Origin of the sequence: Agrobacterium tumefaciens, assembly GCF_005221325.1 — a bacterium.
GTDB lineage: Bacteria > Pseudomonadota > Alphaproteobacteria > Rhizobiales > Rhizobiaceae > Agrobacterium.
This window is the reverse complement of sequence record NZ_CP039888.1, coordinates 466,895-483,957: the sequence shown is the minus strand read 5'-3', so window position 1 is coordinate 483,957 and position 17,063 is coordinate 466,895. Positions and strand designations below refer to the sequence as shown.

16 protein-coding genes are annotated in these 17,063 nt (G+C 60.6%); 6 read left to right on the top strand and 10 right to left on the bottom strand.

Features of this window, described 5'->3' with window-relative positions:
- Window positions 1-44 precede the first annotated feature (44 nt).
- The 3 genes from CFBP5499_RS02525 to CFBP5499_RS02515 form a co-directional block, all read right to left on the bottom strand.
- The gene (locus tag CFBP5499_RS02525) at window positions 45-1,268 is read right to left on the bottom strand and encodes a CmpA/NrtA family ABC transporter substrate-binding protein (RefSeq protein ID WP_080825838.1); all 1,224 of its coding nucleotides are present in this window, start codon (window positions 1,266-1,268) and stop codon (window positions 45-47) included.
- A gap of 78 nt (window positions 1,269-1,346) precedes the next feature.
- Window positions 1,347-2,087: a helix-turn-helix transcriptional regulator gene (locus tag CFBP5499_RS02520; RefSeq protein WP_080825840.1), complete on the bottom strand. Its 741-nt coding sequence runs from the start codon at window positions 2,085-2,087 to the stop codon at window positions 1,347-1,349.
- A 210-nt stretch (window positions 2,088-2,297) separates the two neighbouring features.
- Window positions 2,298-3,137 carry an IclR family transcriptional regulator gene (locus CFBP5499_RS02515; RefSeq protein ID WP_080827451.1) on the bottom strand — a complete coding sequence of 280 codons (840 nt, stop codon included), beginning with the start codon at window positions 3,135-3,137 and terminating at the stop codon, window positions 2,298-2,300.
- 118 nt (window positions 3,138-3,255) lie between these two features.
- Here CFBP5499_RS02515 and CFBP5499_RS02510 point away from each other — a divergent pair, with 118 nt between their 5' ends.
- Genes CFBP5499_RS02510 through CFBP5499_RS02495 form a run of 4 tightly spaced genes read left to right on the top strand, consistent with a single transcriptional unit; the run spans window position 3,256 to window position 6,471 of the window.
- Entirely contained in the window at window positions 3,256-4,020 is a 765-nt protein-coding gene (locus CFBP5499_RS02510) for an SDR family NAD(P)-dependent oxidoreductase (RefSeq protein WP_080825842.1), read from the top strand.
- Complete coding sequence (locus CFBP5499_RS02505) at window positions 4,020-4,934, top strand: 2-dehydro-3-deoxygalactonokinase (RefSeq protein ID WP_080825844.1); 915 nt, start codon at window positions 4,020-4,022, stop codon at window positions 4,932-4,934. The genes CFBP5499_RS02510 and CFBP5499_RS02505 overlap by 1 nt, the downstream gene beginning before the upstream one ends.
- A gap of 15 nt (window positions 4,935-4,949) precedes the next feature.
- Window positions 4,950-5,579: a 2-dehydro-3-deoxy-6-phosphogalactonate aldolase gene (locus CFBP5499_RS02500; protein WP_080825846.1), complete on the top strand. Its 630-nt coding sequence runs from the start codon at window positions 4,950-4,952 to the stop codon at window positions 5,577-5,579.
- Window positions 5,580-5,583: 4 nt separating this feature from the next.
- A complete protein-coding gene (locus CFBP5499_RS02495) occupies window positions 5,584-6,471 on the top strand; it encodes an SMP-30/gluconolactonase/LRE family protein (protein WP_080825848.1) in 888 nt (295 codons plus the stop codon).
- Window positions 6,472-6,533: 62 nt separating this feature from the next.
- Here CFBP5499_RS02495 and CFBP5499_RS02490 read toward each other — a convergent pair whose 3' ends face one another.
- Window positions 6,534-7,886 (bottom strand): putative bifunctional diguanylate cyclase/phosphodiesterase, encoded by a 1,353-nt coding sequence (locus CFBP5499_RS02490; protein WP_080825850.1) that lies wholly within the window; start codon window positions 7,884-7,886, stop codon window positions 6,534-6,536.
- 86 nt (window positions 7,887-7,972) lie between these two features.
- Window positions 7,973-9,592 (bottom strand): response regulator, encoded by a 1,620-nt coding sequence (locus CFBP5499_RS02485; protein ID WP_175416755.1) that lies wholly within the window; start codon window positions 9,590-9,592, stop codon window positions 7,973-7,975.
- Window positions 9,593-10,000: 408 nt separating this feature from the next.
- Here CFBP5499_RS02485 and mutL point away from each other — a divergent pair, with 408 nt between their 5' ends.
- On the top strand, window positions 10,001-11,833 hold the full coding sequence (mutL, locus tag CFBP5499_RS02480; protein ID WP_080827452.1) for a DNA mismatch repair endonuclease MutL: 1,833 nt from the start codon (window positions 10,001-10,003) through the stop codon (window positions 11,831-11,833).
- A 150-nt stretch (window positions 11,834-11,983) separates the two neighbouring features.
- Window positions 11,984-12,205 carry a DUF2093 domain-containing protein gene (locus tag CFBP5499_RS02475; protein ID WP_080825855.1) on the top strand — a complete coding sequence of 74 codons (222 nt, stop codon included), beginning with the start codon at window positions 11,984-11,986 and terminating at the stop codon, window positions 12,203-12,205.
- A 181-nt stretch (window positions 12,206-12,386) separates the two neighbouring features.
- Here CFBP5499_RS02475 and lpxK read toward each other — a convergent pair whose 3' ends face one another.
- From lpxK to CFBP5499_RS02450, 5 genes are all read right to left on the bottom strand, one after another.
- Window positions 12,387-13,427, bottom strand: coding sequence for a tetraacyldisaccharide 4'-kinase (gene lpxK, locus CFBP5499_RS02470; RefSeq protein WP_080825858.1), 1,041 nt, complete (start codon window positions 13,425-13,427; stop codon window positions 12,387-12,389).
- A 236-nt stretch (window positions 13,428-13,663) separates the two neighbouring features.
- Window positions 13,664-14,401, bottom strand: a complete 738-nt coding sequence (locus CFBP5499_RS02465) for an HAD family hydrolase (protein WP_080825860.1) — start codon at window positions 14,399-14,401, stop codon at window positions 13,664-13,666.
- The gene (gene waaA / locus CFBP5499_RS02460; protein WP_080825862.1) at window positions 14,395-15,717 is read right to left on the bottom strand and encodes a lipid IV(A) 3-deoxy-D-manno-octulosonic acid transferase; all 1,323 of its coding nucleotides are present in this window, start codon (window positions 15,715-15,717) and stop codon (window positions 14,395-14,397) included. Before waaA ends, CFBP5499_RS02465 begins: the two co-directional genes overlap by 7 nt.
- Before the next feature lie 214 nt (window positions 15,718-15,931).
- Complete coding sequence (locus CFBP5499_RS02455; protein WP_080825864.1) at window positions 15,932-16,171, bottom strand: DUF4170 domain-containing protein; 240 nt, start codon at window positions 16,169-16,171, stop codon at window positions 15,932-15,934.
- A gap of 61 nt (window positions 16,172-16,232) precedes the next feature.
- The gene (locus tag CFBP5499_RS02450; protein ID WP_080825866.1) at window positions 16,233-17,039 is read right to left on the bottom strand and encodes a 3'(2'),5'-bisphosphate nucleotidase CysQ; all 807 of its coding nucleotides are present in this window, start codon (window positions 17,037-17,039) and stop codon (window positions 16,233-16,235) included.
- Window positions 17,040-17,063 lie beyond the last annotated feature (24 nt).

The following is a 17,063-nucleotide window of genomic DNA, read 5'->3' as shown; positions in this document are numbered from 1 at the left end:
AAAGCGCTGACAGCGGGCACTCGCGACGATTTAACGCTGCGGCTTCAGATTTCGTCGTCCATCTCAAGCGTTTCCGGGTCGAAAACACGGCCGTCAAAAAAACGGTCGGGGCCAAGGACGAGGCCCGTGCGCGAGGCGCCGACATGCACCGGCTCCTTCAGCGTGCCTTCAAGCTTCAGATTGGCGCCCGGCACGGGCACAAAAAGCGGCTTGATGGCCTTACGGAAAATATCCGGCCGATAGGCATTGCGCGCTGCCTCCACCACGGCCGGTTCCGACCGCCGCTCGGCGGGAACTTCGCCCCAGCGCAACATCTGACTGAAGAACCAAAGCGCCTGGCTCTGCCATGGGAAATTGGCCGCCTTGGCGCTCGTCACGAAAAACTCCTGAAAACGCTGCATGTCCCGTTGCGAGGTGGAAATATAGCCCGTCAGCGCCGGCAGCAGGAATTCGCCGTTTTCATCGATATATTGAGGGGCAGCGAGAATGCCGGCCAACTCCTCGATATTGGCGTCGTTCGCACACCATTCGCCGGCACGGTACAGCGCCCGCAGCAGCCCTTCCAGCAGGCCGGCATTCTCCTCCGCCCAGCCTTTTTTTACGGCCAGTATTTTTTCCGGCGCATTGTGCCAGATCAGCGCTCCCGTGGTGACGATCCGCCCGGCGCCGCCGAGCACCACGGCGCTGCCGGCCGGTTCGGCGGTACAGAGCGCATCGACCTTGCCGCTTTCCAGAAGCGCCGGCATTGCCTTCGGCAGGGCTTCGACGATTTCCATGTCCCGGCCGAGCAGCACGCCGCAGCTTCCGAGCAGATAACGCAGGGTATAAAAGGACGTGGAGACAATATCCTCCACCGCAAAGACCGGCGGATTTTTGCCCGCCACCCGCCGCGCGGCGCAGATACGGGCCATGGCCCGCCCGAAGGCCGCCGGATCGGGCAGCTTCATCCCTTCGCGGTAAAGCTCGTCGAAAAATCCATGTGAGACCGTCGTTGCCGATCCGCCAAGGGAAAGCGTGAAAACGCCGACAATATCGGCCGGCAGATCATCGAGGCCGACAGCGGAGCCGACCGGAACCGGTGCGGGCAGATGCCCTATGTGAATGTCATCCCCACCAAGTGCGGCGAGAACGGCGCGCGCGGACTGCTTTCTGAAAAGTTCCAGTTCTATGCCTTCATCGGCAGCAAAACCTTTTTCGGCAGCGGCTATCAACACGGCGCAATCGATAGTCGGAGAAAATCCCGCTTTAACCTTATGCCGTTCCGGCAAACGATTTCTCCTTTCCGGTGATTCGAAAGAAGGATCGCCCAGGAAGCGGTTTATCACAATGATAAAATTATGATTTCGCTATTTTATCAGGCCGACCCGCAACGCTTTCGCGACAGCCTGGGTGCGGTTGACCGTATCGAGTTTTTTGGTGGCACGGTTCAGGTAGTGATTGATGGTATGTTCCGAGAGCATCATGATCTCGGCGATTTCGGCGCTCGTTTTGCCGGCGGCAGTCCAGTTGAGACAGTCGATCTCCCGCTCGCTCAATGTTTCGGGAACCCTGAGGTCCAGGCGGCGGATTTCAGATAGCCGGGCAAAGACATGGCAGGAAATGTAAAAAAGTTCGGCAAGCCGGTTGGCTGGCAGAACCGTTTTATTGCCGGAAAAGGATATGGCGCCCCGCCTCATGGTGACGTCGTGAACGGGAAACCAGACCGAATTGATCATCTCGAAGCGCTCGAACAGACCGATTACCGTCTTTTTGGCGATATGCGCCTCGCCATCGACCAGAAAATCCATGGAGACGGAAAAGGGTATGGTCGATTTTTTCAGCTGCGCCATCACCCGGCTGTTTTGCAGCATGCCCTCTTCATCGTAACGCTGCAAAAGCTCGGCCGGCCAGCTGGTGATAATCGTATATTGCGACAGTTCGCTCGCCACTTCCGACGACAGATCGAGCACCATGAAGGCACGGAACTCCCAGGCCTCCGTCAGCCGTTTCAGGAAGCGGAATATATCGAACTGCGTGTTGAGACCGGCGATCTCGCGAACGCAATCAACACCAATCGACTGAACGGCGGCCGTTTCTGTTTTCTGCATCAAAGCTGTTCTTCGAGAATGAGAAAATGCCGCCGCAAAGGCCCAGCCCCTGCCCGGAAATTGTGGGGGATGTTACTCAGCAAATCGATTCATGCAAACAAAAGTTGAAAGTTTAATTCAGAATAGTCGAAAATAATGTCTAACGCACATGTATGGCTGTCCTGCCGGCCGGTTGGTGCGGGAAATCTGACGCGCGCGCGCCGTTTTCTCTCAATCATCCGCAACCGGGGATAATCTGCAGGCGAGTTCCGCAGAGATTTTATCGGCCGTTTCGCGCACCAGAGGCGCCCAGTTGCGCAGCTGTTCCGCGTCCACCCGGTAGGCGGGGCCGGTGACCGAGATCGCCGCCAGAAAATTGCGGCCCGGCGCCCGGACCGGCGCGGCGACGCAATGAATTCCGATTTCATGTTCCTGAAGGTCGAAACCGTAACCGATATCGCTGATGGCGGCGACATCGGCCATGAGGGCTTCCGGGGTTATGAGCGTCGCCTCCGTGAAAGGGTGGAACTCCATTCCTCTGGCGAGTTCCGCCAGCTCATCGACGGGCAGCAGCGACAGCGCCGCCTTGCCCACCCCCGTGCAATAGGCCGGCGAGGTTTTGCCGACCTGCGAATGCATGCGCAATGTATGGCGGCCTTCCATCTTGTCCAGATAAGTGACCTGCCCGCCGTTCAGAACAGCGAGATGCACGGATTCCTGCGTCGCTTCCTGCAATGCCGAAAGATGGGGAGCTGCGACACTGCGCAGATCATTGCCGCTCCAGGCTTTCGCCGCCAGTTGCAGGAGCCTCAGCCCCACCGCATAGGTCTGATCCGCCGCATGATCCACCAGACCTTCGGCAACGAGATGAGCGAGCTGGCGGTGAACCGTGCCGCGCGGCTGACTGCTGGCCTCGACGACATCGGTAAAACGCATCGGCTTTTCGGCAAAGGCGATCAGTTCCAGAAGCGAGACGACCTTGCCAAGCGTGCCAGTGGCGTTCTCGGTTTTCCGTTGCGAGGCCGGAACCGCATCGGGCCTTTTCCCATTGGCTTTTTTATCGTTAGGCATGGCACATCCACCGTCATCTGCCTTGACATAAGCGTAACGCCAAGAGAATAATTCCATTTAGTAAAATCTAGTTCCAAATAATGGAACAATCAAGCCTTTCGTGGACGAGACAACGCCGATGATGCAAGCCCAATTTCCAGACCTCAAGGATGCGGGCGTGCTCGTCACCGGCGGCGGCTCCGGCATCGGGGCATCGCTGGTCGAAGCCTTCGCGATGCAGGGGGCGAAGGTTTCGTTTATCGACATCGCCGAAGGGCCGAGCTTGGCCCTCGTGGAGCGGCTTGCGGCGACGGCGCCCCACCCGGTCCATTATTTCAGGGCCGATCTCAGTGATATCGAAGCAATCAAGCGCACGGTGGATACGGCTGCCTCCGCCACCGGCGGCATCAAAGTGCTGGTCAACAATGCGGCCTGGGATGACCGCCACGACATAGACAGCGTCACCGAGGCCTATTGGGACGCCAATCAGGCGGTCAATCTCAAGCAGATGTTCTTCACGGTTCAGGCCGCCCTTCCGCACCTGCGACAGGCGAAGGACGCGTCGATCGTCAATTTTTCATCGATCTCGTTTCTGCTGAACATGGGCGAGTTGCCTTCCTACGCGGCAGCGAAAGCCGGCATCATCGGTCTCACCAAGAGCCTCGCCGGCAGGCTGGGGCCGGAAAATATCCGCGTCAACACGCTCCTGCCAGGCATGATCGTGACGGAGCGGCAGAAGGAACTGTGGCTGACGGATGAGGGCATTACTGCCACCACGGCGCGGCAGTGCCTGAAGCGCACGCTCGTCGCGGCCGATCTTTCCGGGCCGTGCCTGTTTCTCGCATCATCGGCATCGAGCGCCATCACGGCGCAATCCATTATCGTAGACGGAGGCCTTTTATAATGTCCGAACCCGCTTTCATCGCCGTTGACTGGGGCACGACCAGTTTCCGGCTCTGGCTTCTCAGCCGATCGGGCGCGGTGCTGGCCGAACGGCGCAGCGCGGAAGGCATGACCACCGCCATGCGGACCGGGTTTGCCGACGTGTTGCAAGCGCATCTCGACGCCATCGGCGCGTCCGCGGATTTGCCGGTTCTCGTCTGCGGCATGGCGGGTGCACGGCAGGGCTGGGTCGAGGCGGGTTATATCGACGTGCCGGCCTCGCTTTCGGCGGTTCTGGAAGGTGCTGTTCGCGTGCCGGGTCAGGCACGGGATGTGCGCATCCTGCCGGGCCTCGCACAGCGGGACAAAGGCGCACCCGACGTGATGCGCGGCGAAGAAACGCAATTGCTCGGCGCTCTTTCTTCAGGAGACACCGGAGAAAAACTCGTCTGCATGCCCGGCACCCATTCCAAATGGGTGACCGTCAAGGATGGCGGCGTGACACGCTTCGCCACCTTCATGACCGGCGAACTCTTCGAGGCCATCTCCAAACAGACCATTCTTTCGCACGCAGTGGCGGAGGCCGAAACCTTCACCGGTACGCATGAGGCTTTCACGGCAGCCGTGCGTGATATCTACGCCCATCCCGAGCTCGCCACCAATCGCCTTTTCACCCTGCGATCCGGCCAATTGCTGCACGGGCTTGCCGCGACCGACGCCAAGGCCAGACTTTCCGGCATCATGATCGGTCTGGAAATCGCCGGCGCTCATTCACAGGCAAAGCGGGAGACGCCGGTGGTGTTGATCGGCTCCGGAGCACTCGGCGCGCTTTATGAAGGCGCCTTCACCGCCCTTGATATCCACTATACGGTCATTGATGCAGACGAAGCCGTGCGGCGCGGATTGCTGGCCGCTGCAAATGCCATCTGGCCATAAGAAGAAAGATCGACCATGCGTATTCCCTTCCCTTCCATCAAATATCCGCTGATCGCCATTCTGCGCGGTCTGAAACCCGAGGAAACCGAAGGCGTCGTCGGCGCGCTGATCGAGACCGGCTTCCGCGCCATCGAAATTCCGCTCAACTCGCCCGATCCGTTCCGCTCGATCGAGATCGCCGCCAGGATGGCCCCGGCCGATTGCCTGATCGGTGCCGGCACCGTGCTCAGCGTGGACGACGTATCGTCGCTGGATGCGGCCGGCGGCAAGCTGATGGTGAGCCCCAATGCCGATGCGGACGTGATTGTCGCTGCCCGCGTCAAGGGCATGGTGACGATGCCGGGTGTCCTCACTCCCACCGAAGCGCTAGTGGCAGCAAAGGCCGGAGCGACGGGGCTGAAATTCTTTCCCGCCAGCATCATCGGCCCGGCCGGCATCAATGCCATCAGGACGATCCTGCCGAAGGACCTCATCATCGCTGCCGTCGGCGGTGTCTCTGACAAGAACTTCTCCGACTATACCTCTGCCGGAATTCTGGCTTTCGGTCTCGGGACCAGCCTTTACAAGCCCGGCATGACGGCGGCGGAGGTGCGTGAACGCGCCACTGTCACACTTCAAGCCTATGATGCAGCCATCGGAGGATAAGAGCTTGGCAACCGTTTTTCCCTTTGCCGGACGTGTTCTGGACGAAACGCCGATGCTGCTTGGCGAAGGCCCGACCTTCGATCCGGTCAGCGGCACCGCCTGGTGGTTCAATATTCTCGGGCGTGAACTGCATGAGCTGCATCTCGCCTCCGGCCGCAAGACCGTGCACGCCCTGCCCTTCATGGGCAGCGCGCTTGCGAAAGTCAGCGACAGCAAGCAGCTGATCGCCTCCGATGACGGGCTTTTCCTGCGCGACACCGCGACCGGCGTGCTGACGCTCCATGCCGAGTTGGAAAGTGACCTTCCCGACAACCGCTCCAATGACGGGCGCATGCACCCATCCGGCGCGCTGTGGATCGGCACCATGGGCCGCAAGGCCGAGACCGGCGCCGGCAGCATCTATCATGTCGCCAAGGGCACGGTGACTAAGCTTTTCGCGGATATCAGCATTCCGAATTCGATCTGCTTCTCCCCCGACGGCGCGACGGGATATTATGTCGATACCAAGGTGAACAGGCTGATGCGCGTGCCGCTCGATGCTGAGACCGGCCTTCCGACCGGCAAGGCTGAAGTCTTCATCGATTCCACCGGTATCAAGGGCGGTGTCGATGGGTCGGTCTGCGATGCCGAAGGGCATATCTGGAATGCCCGTTGGGGTGAAGGTGCGGTCGATCGTTACGATACGGATGGCAATCACATCGCCCGATACGAGGTGCCCGGCAAACAGACGACCTGCCCGGCCTTCATCGGCCCAGACGCATCACGCCTGCTCGTCACCTCTGCCCGCGAACATCTCGATGAGGACGCCATTGCCGCAAATCCGCAGCATGGTCTGACGTTCGAACTTGGTATCGAGGTGAAGGGCCGGTTCGAGCCGCTTTACAAGCTCTGAGGCGCGGAAAGCTCTCCCGACATTCGCGGCCAGCCCGCGAATGTCACTGAACCCGGAATGTCTCAGGAAATATCCGACAATATCTCGCGATAATTCTCGTGCAGGTAACGCTGGGTCGCGGCGGCGTCGGCGGGGCGACCGTAGAAATAGCCCTGCCCCATGGCGCAGCCAAGCGCACGCAGCTTTTCCTCTTCCACCCGCTCCTCGATCCCTTCAGCCACTACCTCAAGATCAAGCCCCTCGCACATGGCGACGATGGCCTTGATGATGTGTTCGGAAGGGCGGTCGCTGCTGATGCGTGAGACGAAGGCACGGTCGATCTTCACCTTGTCGAAGGTGAAGTCGCGCAGGCGGCCGAGACTCGACTGGCCGGTGCCGAAATCGTCAAGCGAGATGCGAACGCCGGCACTCTGCAATTCGCTGATGATGCGCTGCGCGGTATCGGCGGATGTCATGACCGCCGTTTCGGTTATTTCCAGCTCCAGCCGGTGCGGATCGAGCCCGACACGCGAGAGGATGGAAAGAATATTGTCCGATGTGCTCGGATCCATCAATTGCGCGGAAGACAGGTTGAAGGACAGGAAAAGCTCCCGCGGCCAGAACAGGGCGGCTTCCGCCGCCTTTCGCAGCAGGGCTTCCGACAGCGCATCGATGAAACCACGCTCTTCGGCAAGCGGCACGAAGACGGCCGGGGACACGAAGCCGAGATCGGGATCGTTCCAGCGGGCGAGCGCCTCGAAACCGATGACCTTCGCTTCTTCCAGCCGGACGATCGGCTGGAAATGCACGTCGATGGCATCGGTGATGATGGCGTTTCTGAGCGCCTGCTCCAGCTGCGTGGCGCGCTTCATCTCCTGCGCGATTTCCCGGGAATAGACGGTGATCTGACCCCGGCCGCGCCGTTTCGAGCGGTAAAGCGCGGTCTCGGCGCTTTTCAGCAGATCCTCGTATTCATCGCCCGCGAAGGGATAAATGGCAAAACCGAAGGAGGAGGACAGGCGGACGTTGCGATCACCGAGATCGTAAGGGGCCGACAGCACGTCCTTGATCATGTTGCCGATGCGCTCCGCGCCGGTGCGCTCGAAAACCAGCGGCAGAACGAAGGCGAATTCGTCGCCATCATGGCGCGTCACGATGGCGCCATCGGGAATGCAGGCCTTCAGCCGGTGCGCCACCTGGCACAGGATTTCGTCGCCCGCCTGGACGCCGAAAAGATCGTTGATGGGTTTGAAACCGTCGATATTGGCAATGCCGACCGTAAAGGGCGCCGGATCGCTGGATCGTTCGCTGGCGAGCATGCGAATCTTGTCCCGCAGACGGTAGCGGTTGCCGAGCCCCGTCAGCGGATCACTGTAGGCCATCGCCTGCAGCTCGTTCTGGCTGACCTGCAACGATTGCGGCTCTGCCCGTTTCATTCCTGCATCTCGTGAATCCTGTGTCGACCGCACTCACAATGCAGGGCAAGTATTAAAAAAGCCATAGCCTACCGACAATGGAAATTTCAGGCCTGCAGCCGCAGGACATCCTTGCCGATAAGCCGCAGGAAAACCGCCTCGACCATGTCAGGGCTTACGGGTTTCAGCAGCATGTCGTCCATGCCGTGCGCCAGGCATTTGTCGAGATCGCCTTCGAAGGCATGGGTGATGACACCGACGATGGGAATATGTTTGTCGCCGGCGAGATCGCGCATGCGTTGGGCAACCTCGAAACCGTCGATATCACCGAGCGTCGTATCGAGAAGGACGAGGGATGGCGGCTGTTCGACAAAAAGGCGCAGGGCCTCCTCGCCCGAGGTGGCGAGCCGCCAGGAAAGCCCCAGCCCCTCGAGGATTTGCGAAAAGACGATCTGGTTGACCCTGTTGTCCTCAACGAGAAGGATGTCGCAGACGCTGCCGGTTCTGAGCATTTCGGGCAGGTCGTCCGTCATGATCTCCCAGTCCTCATCCCCGGCTTTCTCCTTCGGTGAAGATTTCAGCCCGACGGCGAGATAATGCATGAGCGATGCATCGATCTCCCCTTCCTCGATGGTGACGACGGGCAGGCCATGCGCTGCGGAAATATCGAGGCATGCAACGCTCATCTGGGCATCGACGACGACCACGTCGATGCCCACACCGGCGGAAGCCGCGACATCGATGAAGGCGCGCTGCTCGTCCTCGCTCGTCACCGCCGCATGGTCCATGCCGCCGGCAGTCAGCCGCCGGCCGGCGGCTTCCGCGAAGCGTGTGTTTTCGGAGACGATCAGCACCGCCTTGCTCTTCAAGAGCCCGCTGCGGCTGTCCGTTTCCTCATCCTTGCCATAGGTGGAAGCCACGAAGGGAACATGTTCGAGCGAGGGGATGACAGGCATGCCGTTCGCATCGATGGTGGCGAGAGCGGTCACGTCCTCCATCGACGTCACCAGAAAATATCGGCCGGGCCTGCCCACGCGCTGCTTGCGGGTGATCGTCAGCACCTCTTCGCCGTTCAGGCGTCGTACTCTTTCCGGAATGATGCTCGGCGTGCCGCTATCCAGCACCATGCGGTCCGCGGCATCGATCCGGCGGGCGACCTTGCGCGAATGCAGATCAAAAACCGTGCGGCCGAGAATGCTTTCGGCGCTGGTTTCAACCATGGTGCAGGCGGCCTTGTTGACGGCCGCATAAGCGAGGTTTCGGTCCTTGACGAGAACCGGAAACGGCAGATTGTCGAGAATGTCCTCGATGAGCTGCACACGCTCCAAGTCGAGGCGCCATTGCTCTTCCCGTTTCTTCTGTTCGGAAATATCGGCAACCACGCTGATGCCGAGACCGGAAGGCAGCCGGTTCATGACGAAGCGCAGGAAGCGTTCTCCCTTCAGCCGCTCGGTCTTTTCCGATCTTTCCTTCCAGTGCAGCGCCAGCCGCTCGCCGATCCATTCCTCCCGACCCAGCTGCCGGGCATTGTTGGAGAGATTTTCCGCCTCCAGCAGATAACAATCGTAAAGCGCGCTCAGATAGTCGCGCAGCCGCGCGCCCGGGCTGGCGACGGCCTCTTCCAGCGGAAAAAAGCTCAGGAGTTTCCGGCTTGCGAAAATAATGTGATCGTTCCGGTCGTAAACGACGATCGCCGCGCCAAGCGCGTCGCAAAGGGCATCAAGCATCACCGTATGAACGCCCGCGCCAGAGGACGCCAAATCACTCAACTGCAAACTCCCACCTGTTTTTCTGAATCAGGCTTATGTTTCTATTGGAATCGTCCAGGGCAAATGCCGGGATGAAACGACAAATTCCGAAAAAGAGACATCAGGGTTCGCCACTTGAAGCAGTCGTGAGGAGAAGATGACGCTCACCCATAGTCGACGTCACACACCACCCGGCAAAGGGGGCCTCGTTTCTGCGGTCATTTCAAGCCGCCCCACCATATTCATGGCCGATTAAAGGCGGATTAACGCTTAACCCTGTGTTGACCGAAATGATCAAATGCCTGCAAACCCGCAAAACATGTGCAAATGTCCGCCGCCCCGGTTTTTTGCTTTCGAAGCCGCCGCGAATCCGCGAAAATGACGATCATGGCCATCAAGCAGCTTTCAGAAACCCTCATCAACCAGATCGCCGCCGGCGAGGTCATCGAAAGACCATCCAGCGCCACGAAGGAACTCGTCGAAAACGCCATCGACGCGGGCGCGACCCGCATCGAGATCGCCACGGCGGGCGGTGGCAAGGGGCTGGTGCGCATTACCGATAACGGCTCCGGCATGTCATCCACCGATCTGGAGCTTGCGGTGCGACGCCATTGCACGTCGAAAATATCCACGACGCTGGATGATATCCGCACGCTCGGATTTCGCGGCGAGGCGCTGCCCTCCATCGGCTCGGTCGCCAAGCTTTCGATCACTAGCCGCCAACAGGGTGCGGAACAGGGTTCGGTGATTTCGGTGACGGGCGGCAAGGTTTCGGACGTGCGGCCGGCCGCCTCCAATGCCGGCACCATCGTCGAGGTGCGCGACCTCTTCTTCGCCACGCCGGCACGGCTGAAATTCCTGAAGACGGAACGGGCGGAGGCAGCCGCCATCACCGAGGTCGTCAAGCGGATGGCGATCGCCTTTCCGCATATCCGCTTCGTGCTCTCGGGCACCGACCGTTCGACGCTCGAAATTCCCTCGACCGGCGACGACCATCTGGCCCGCATGGCGCAGATTCTCGGCGCAGACTTCAAGGATAACGCCATCGAAATCGACGCCGGGCGCGAGGATGTGACGCTGACCGGTTTTGCTGGCGTTCCCACGTTCAATCGCGGAAATTCGGCGCATCAATATGTCTTCGTCAATGGCCGCCCTGTGCAGGACAAGCTGCTTTTATCGGCCATTCGCGGCGCCTATGCCGAAACCGTGCCGCATGGGCGATATCCGGTCGCGGTGCTGTCCATCACGCTCGACCCCGCCTTTGTGGATGTGAATGTGCATCCGGCCAAATCCGACGTACGTTTCCGCGATCCCGGCCTCATTCGCGGGCTGATCGTCGGGGCGATCCGTCAGGCGCTGACGCGTGACGGCGACAGGGCGGCAACGACGGGCACCAGCCAGATGATGAACGCCTTCCGCCCCGGCTACAGCCCGTCCGGCCTGCGGCCCTCGCCTTCCATGATGGCTTCCGCACCATGGTCCGCCACGACCTCCCCGTCGCGACCGCTCGCCGTTTCCGGGGACATGCAATTTGCCGAAGCGGTGCAGTCTCGCTTTTCCGACATAACCATGCCGACGGCGCGGGCGGAACCACGCGAGGCTTACGAGGCTTCCCCTGGCCCTTCGCCGGAGCCGTTGCTTTATCCACTTGGAGCGGCACGGGCGCAGCTGCACGAGAACTACATCATCGCGCAGACGGAAAACGGCCTTGTCATCGTCGACCAGCATGCCGCGCATGAGCGGCTGGTGTTTGAGGAAATGCGCAACGCCCTGCATTCAAGGCGGCCGCCCTCGCAGGTGCTGCTCATCCCTGAAATCATCGATCTGCCCGAGGAAGATTGCGACCGGCTGATGGATCACGCGGCCGGTTTCGATGCGCTGGGGCTCGTCATCGAACGTTTCGGCCCGGGTGCAATCGCGGTGCGGGAAACGCCGGCCATGCTCGGCGAAGTCAACGTGCAGGGGCTGGTGCGCCAGCTTGCCGACGAGATCGCCGAATGGGACGCCGCTTCCACGCTTGCGAACAAGCTGGAATATGTCGCCGCGACCATGGCCTGCCACGGCTCGGTGCGCTCCGGCCGGCGCATGCGGCCGGAGGAGATGAACGCGCTTCTGCGGCAGATGGAAAACACGCCGGGTTCAGGCCAATGCAATCACGGCCGACCGACCTATATCGAACTGAAACTTTCCGATATAGAACGGCTCTTCGGCCGCAGCTGACGCCTTCAAGCATGCGCGAGCGGCGGGGCTGGCCTTGCGCTGCGCCCGGCTATATAAATCTAGGACATTGGAGCATCCGGATTGTTCAGGAAAACGCTACGCCGTTTCGGACTGGGTGCCCTGACAGGACAGAGCAGGAGACGAAAACGGATGAACAGATTTGAAGGAGGCGGCAACCGCCTCGCCGTCATCGAATATCTCGACGGTGATTTCCGCATCGTCCAGACCGGCTCGCATGTCATCTGCGCCGTGACGGCCAAGACCATCCCGCTCGACGAGTTGCGCTACTGGAGCGTAGCGCGACAGGAGGCCTATGTGGATGCGGCGGCTTCGCTGGAGGCTGAGCGGAAGGCTGGCGGTTTGCCGGCCTGAACGCGCGCTGTAGCGCACTATGATTTGGTTTTCGGACACATCCCTCTTCCGTCATTCCGGCCTTGAGCCGGAATACAGCCGATGCGCGTCTGCGCGTCGGAGAGAGTTCTTTCAGCCCAAGGACTTGGGCTGACTGGATACCGGCTCAAGGCCGGTATGACGGAATATTGTTGCTCCACAATTACGACCGCGCATTTTCCCGCAACAGGCGGGCGCGGCAATGCTGGATCGCGGCATCGATGATCGTCGAAGCCGCATTGGGATCATCGAACACCATGTCGATCTCGATCACCTGACTGTTCCACAGCAGCTCTTCCGCCCGGCCGTGATGCCCGTTGAGCCGCACGGCATCCTTGGCGGTCGTCACCAGCTGCAAATTTTCCTTGCGGGCATCCTTGAGGAGATCGTCGATTTCGTCATCGCTGAAATGGTGATGATCCGCGAAGGAGCGGCTCACCACGATGTCGCCGCCTAGCGCCTCGACGGTGCGATAGAATTTCGCCGGATCGGCGATGCCAGCGAAAGCCAGCACGCGCTTGCCCCTGAAATCCTCCGGCTCCCGCGGCGTGATCGCGGCAACAAAGACGGGTTTGGCGGCCTTTGCCGCCTGCCTCACCAGCGGATCGGCCGCGTGGCCCTTCCCCACCTTCAGCAGTCCGGTCATCTGCCGCATCTGTTCGGCCAGCGGCGCCCTCACCGGGCCGCCCGGCACGAGATGGCCATTGCCGATGCCGCGCAGCGTATCGATGACGACGAGCGCGTAATCCAGCGTCAGGCGGGCGCTCTGGAAACCGTCATCCATGATGATGAGATCGACGCCTTCCTTCACCAGCCGGTGGGCACCCTCCACGCGTCGGCGCGAAATCACCGTTACCGCCTCGCGCGCCAGGAGAAGAGGCTCATCTCCGACATCGGCGGCGCGATGGTGCTGCGCATCGACAAGTGTGGTGACGTCAAGCGTGCCGCCATAACCGCGGCTGAGGAAACCGGGCTTCAATCCCCTTGCAAGGGCGGCCCTGGCGATGGCCATCGCCGTCGGCGTCTTGCCCGCCCCGCCGACCGTGAAATTGCCGATGCAGATGACCGGAACGGGAACGCTTGCCCGTTTTGCCGTCCGCATGCGCCGGCCGGCGACCTTGCCGTAGAGAAGCGAGAAAGGCGACAGGAGCCATGCCTGCCAGCCTGCTTTCTGCCACCAGAAGGGCGGCGCTTCAGAAACCATCTATTCCCGCTCCCGGCCGCGTCGCCCACGGCTTTCCGTTCGCCATTTCATATCTGGGAGGTTGTTTGCCAGAAAAAACCGTAAATTGCAAAAAAGCTCTCCGTCATTCCGGCCTCGAGCCGGAATCCATCCGGCGCGCGTCTGCGCGGCGGGAAGAGTCTTTTTCAGCCCAAGGACTTGGGCTGGCTGGATTCCGGCTCGAGGCCGGAATGACGGAAGAGATAGGTGGTTCCTTCTTAAACAACCCGTTCCGGCAGCAGCGCCTCAAGCCCGGTAATGTCATCAAAGCAATAATGCGCATCCGCACCAAGGCTTTCGCGCGAGCCGGTTCCGGTCAGCACGGCGATGCGCAGACCCGCACCCGCATTTTTCGCCATGTGCAGATCGTGATTATTGTCACCGACAACTGCCACGCGTTCCGGCGGAAAACCGATCGCTTCGCAGAAACCCAGAACCATGCCGGGCTGCGGCTTGGTGCCGTAACCGCTGTCATAACCCGCGACGAAATCGATATCTGCTTCGAAACCGAAGCGGATGGCGGTCTGACGGATGGAGTTTTCATTGTCGCTGGAGGCGATGCCGAGCTTGTAGCCCCGCGCCTTCAGCCTTGCGAAAAACGCCTTGAGATCGGTGACCGGCACGGATTTATCCGCAGCTTCGGTGAACAGCCGGTCGAGGCGTTGGGTCAGTTCGACAACATCGCAGGGCGAGCCGGCAGCGACCAGACCGGCAACGATTTCCGCCGTATTGCCGGCGGCGAGCAGGCTGTCCGGCACAACATGGCCGGTGACGGGGTCCATGCCGCAGGCGGCAAGAAGCCGGTCGGCGAGTGCGGCGTCGCCCTTGGCGGCAATCGACGCGAGTTCGCGGTTCACCGGTCCCCAGCTGGCATCATAGCCTAGAAGCGTGCCGTCCTTGTCGAAGAGCACAGCGGCGATCGACTGCGCCGCATCAAGTTCGATATCCGCTACCATGAACCGATGGCGCTCCGCGGTTGCAGCTTGGCCGAAACGGTAAGCGGGTTGATATAGGGCTCCAGCGCCTTGACGGTGGAGGACAGCGCGCCGCGCATATCCTGAATGACCCGGTTGCCGGCGTCGATCATCTTGTAACGCTCATTGTCATTGACCAGCAGATAATGCACCGCCTTCGCCAGCATTTCGACATCACGGATGATGCGGCCGCCGCCGGCGCGGATCAGCTTCTGATAGGCTTCACGAAAATTCTGCACATGCGCGCCAGAGAGCACGGCACAGCCGAGCATGGCCGGCTCCAGCGGGTTCTGCCCGCCTTCCGCCGTCAGCGACCGGCCGACAAAGGCAAGCTCGGTCAGCCGCAGGTAAAGCCCCATTTCGCCGATGGAGTCGCCGAGGAAAATATCGGTTTCCGGCGTGATCACATCATTGCGGCTGCGGCGGGCGACGGAAAGGTTCATGCCCTTCAGCATGGCTTCCACCTCATCGCCGCGCTCGGGATGGCGTGGCACGATAATGGTCAGCTGGCCATTGCGCGACTTGATCGCGGCATGCACGGTGGCCGCCGCCTTCTCTTCTCCATCGAAGGTGGAGATCGCCGCCCATGTCTTGCGATTGCCGACCTGCTTGCGATAGCCCTCCAGCAGCGCCTCGTCACAGGGCGGCGGATCGGTGTCGCCCTTGAGGTTACCCGAAATCACCACCGGCCACGAGCCGAGATCACGGAAACGTTCGGCATCGAGATCGGATTGCGCAACAACCAGCGCCAGCTTGGAAAACAGCGATTCCGCAATGTCGTAGCGGGCTTTCCAGCGATCGAAAGAACGGTCGGAGAGGCGTGCATTGACCCGGATTTGCGGGATGTGCCTGCGCTCCAGCTCCATCATCGTCACCGGCCAGATTTCCGATTCAGCTGTTATGGCGGCATCCGGCGCCCAATAGGTAAGGAAACGGTTGACCGCGATCTTGATGTCGAGCGGCACATATTGGTGGATCACGTCGTCACCAAGCCGGGTGCGGGTGAGTTCAGCCGACGTGACGGTGCCGGTGGTCAGAAGCACGAAGATATCGCGCTTGCGGATTTCACGGATGAGCGGGATGAGGGCAAGCGTTTCGCCGACACTTGCGGCATGAAACCAGACGAGCGGGCCGCGCGGGCGCTCGGCGCTGGCGTAACCGAAACGTTCAAGCCGGCGGCGCTTGTCTTCCTTGCCCTTCGCCGCCCGATAGGAAAGATAGGGCTTGGCAAAGGGATAGGCGGCGATACCGGCGATCCGGTAACCGGAAAGAGCGAAACGTGCGATACGGCTGCTCATGACATTCTGCCCTTGATCATTCCGCGCAATGCCTGCCCCTGTTCTTGTTGTTGTCGCCGCCTACTTCTTCTTAAATTGCGTCATTTTTTGTCATCGGAAATGAAAGCGCGATCACATTTTCTCGCCCCGGTGTTCCCGGCCTACACCTCTAGCGCAGGAATCACGGGAAAAACCGCCTTCACCCAATAGTATTACAACGCAAGGGGAAAAGGACTCAATTTTTGTCGTCTGGATTGAGAAGACGGTGCATATGCACGATAAAATAACGCATATGGGCGTTATCAACAGTCATCTGCGCCTTGGACTTCCATGCGGTAAGCGCGGAAGCGTAATCCGGATAGATGCCGACGATATCGAGCGCGTTCAAATCCCGGAACTGAACATCCTGAAGGTTTTCAAGTTCGCCGCCGAAGACGAGGTGCAGCAGCTGTTTCGGTTTGCCAGTTTCCGTCATGTCTTTATCTCTTTCTTAAACGCTGAGAGAGGCCTTCATCTGCGGGATTTCCCGGCAAACGTCAACTGTCAGACAGGTGTGAAAACGCTTTCAAAAGTGCAGGCAGTGCATAATCTGCTGCGGCGCACAATGCGGGGTGGTTCACCTCGCGGCGATTGTACATCAGAGGTTTGCCATCAAGGCCGACAAGCTGGCCGCCGGACCGCTCGAGTATGAGATCGGCTGCGGCGAGATCCCACTCATGCGAGTTCGCCTTGACCAGCGTTCCATCGATGCGGCCATCCGCGACCATGGCCAGCCGGTAGGCGAGCGAGGGGACGTGCGGAATGCGCTCCACGGTGTTTCGCAAGGCTTCCGGCAGATGCGCGATCGCTTCCGCCGCTGCGGCAAGATGGAAGGTTCCGCCATTGTCACGGGTTGCCGAGATGGCATCTCCGTTCTTCAACGCCACGCCGCCTTCCACCGCGGTGAACTCCTCCGCCAGCGCCGGCGCGACGAGTACACCGACAACCGGCCTCCCCTCATGCACCACCGCAACGCTGACACACCAGGTATCCCTGCCGCCGATGAAAGCTCGGGTTCCGTCGATGGGATCGACCACGAAGACGGTGGAGCGGGACAGCCTCTCCGTATCATCGTCCGTCTCTTCGGAAAGCCAGCCGTAATCCGGCCGGGCGGAGCGGAGAATGGTTTCGAGAATTTCGTTGGCGGCATAATCGGCCGCGCTAACAGGCGAAAGCCCGTCATTCTTCCACCATACCTCGGGGTCTTTGCGGAAGAAACCCAGCGCCGTCTCGCCCGCCTTGCGGGCGGCTCCGAGAACCAGCCTCAAATCGGAGGCCCAGCGGGCCTCAGCCATATCGTTCATTTTGCCGTCTTTTCCGCACGCCTC

Bases quoted from the DNA above. Each gene is read 5' to 3' on its own strand.
- CFBP5499_RS02520 (WP_080825840.1), bottom strand. From the start codon at position 2,087: ATGCAGAAAACAGAAACGGCCGCCGTTCAGTCGATTGGTGTTGATTGC.
- CFBP5499_RS02515 (WP_080827451.1), bottom strand. From the start codon at position 3,137: ATGCCTAACGATAAAAAAGCCAATGGGAAAAGGCCCGATGCGGTTCCG.
- CFBP5499_RS02510 (WP_080825842.1), top strand. From the start codon at position 3,256: ATGATGCAAGCCCAATTTCCAGACCTCAAGGATGCGGGCGTGCTCGTC.
- CFBP5499_RS02505 (WP_080825844.1), top strand. From the start codon at position 4,020: ATGTCCGAACCCGCTTTCATCGCCGTTGACTGGGGCACGACCAGTTTC.
- CFBP5499_RS02500 (WP_080825846.1), top strand. From the start codon at position 4,950: ATGCGTATTCCCTTCCCTTCCATCAAATATCCGCTGATCGCCATTCTG.
- CFBP5499_RS02490 (WP_080825850.1), bottom strand. From the start codon at position 7,886: ATGAAACGGGCAGAGCCGCAATCGTTGCAGGTCAGCCAGAACGAGCTG.
- CFBP5499_RS02485 (WP_175416755.1), bottom strand. From the start codon at position 9,592: ATGCTTGATGCCCTTTGCGACGCGCTTGGCGCGGCGATCGTCGTTTAC.
- mutL (WP_080827452.1), top strand. From the start codon at position 10,001: ATGGCCATCAAGCAGCTTTCAGAAACCCTCATCAACCAGATCGCCGCC.
- CFBP5499_RS02475 (WP_080825855.1), top strand. From the start codon at position 11,984: ATGAACAGATTTGAAGGAGGCGGCAACCGCCTCGCCGTCATCGAATAT.
- lpxK (WP_080825858.1), bottom strand. From the start codon at position 13,427: ATGGTTTCTGAAGCGCCGCCCTTCTGGTGGCAGAAAGCAGGCTGGCAG.
- CFBP5499_RS02465 (WP_080825860.1), bottom strand. From the start codon at position 14,401: ATGGTAGCGGATATCGAACTTGATGCGGCGCAGTCGATCGCCGCTGTG.
- waaA (WP_080825862.1), bottom strand. From the start codon at position 15,717: ATGAGCAGCCGTATCGCACGTTTCGCTCTTTCCGGTTACCGGATCGCC.
- CFBP5499_RS02455 (WP_080825864.1), bottom strand. From the start codon at position 16,171: ATGACGGAAACTGGCAAACCGAAACAGCTGCTGCACCTCGTCTTCGGC.
- CFBP5499_RS02450 (WP_080825866.1), bottom strand. From the start codon at position 17,039: ATGAACGATATGGCTGAGGCCCGCTGGGCCTCCGATTTGAGGCTGGTT.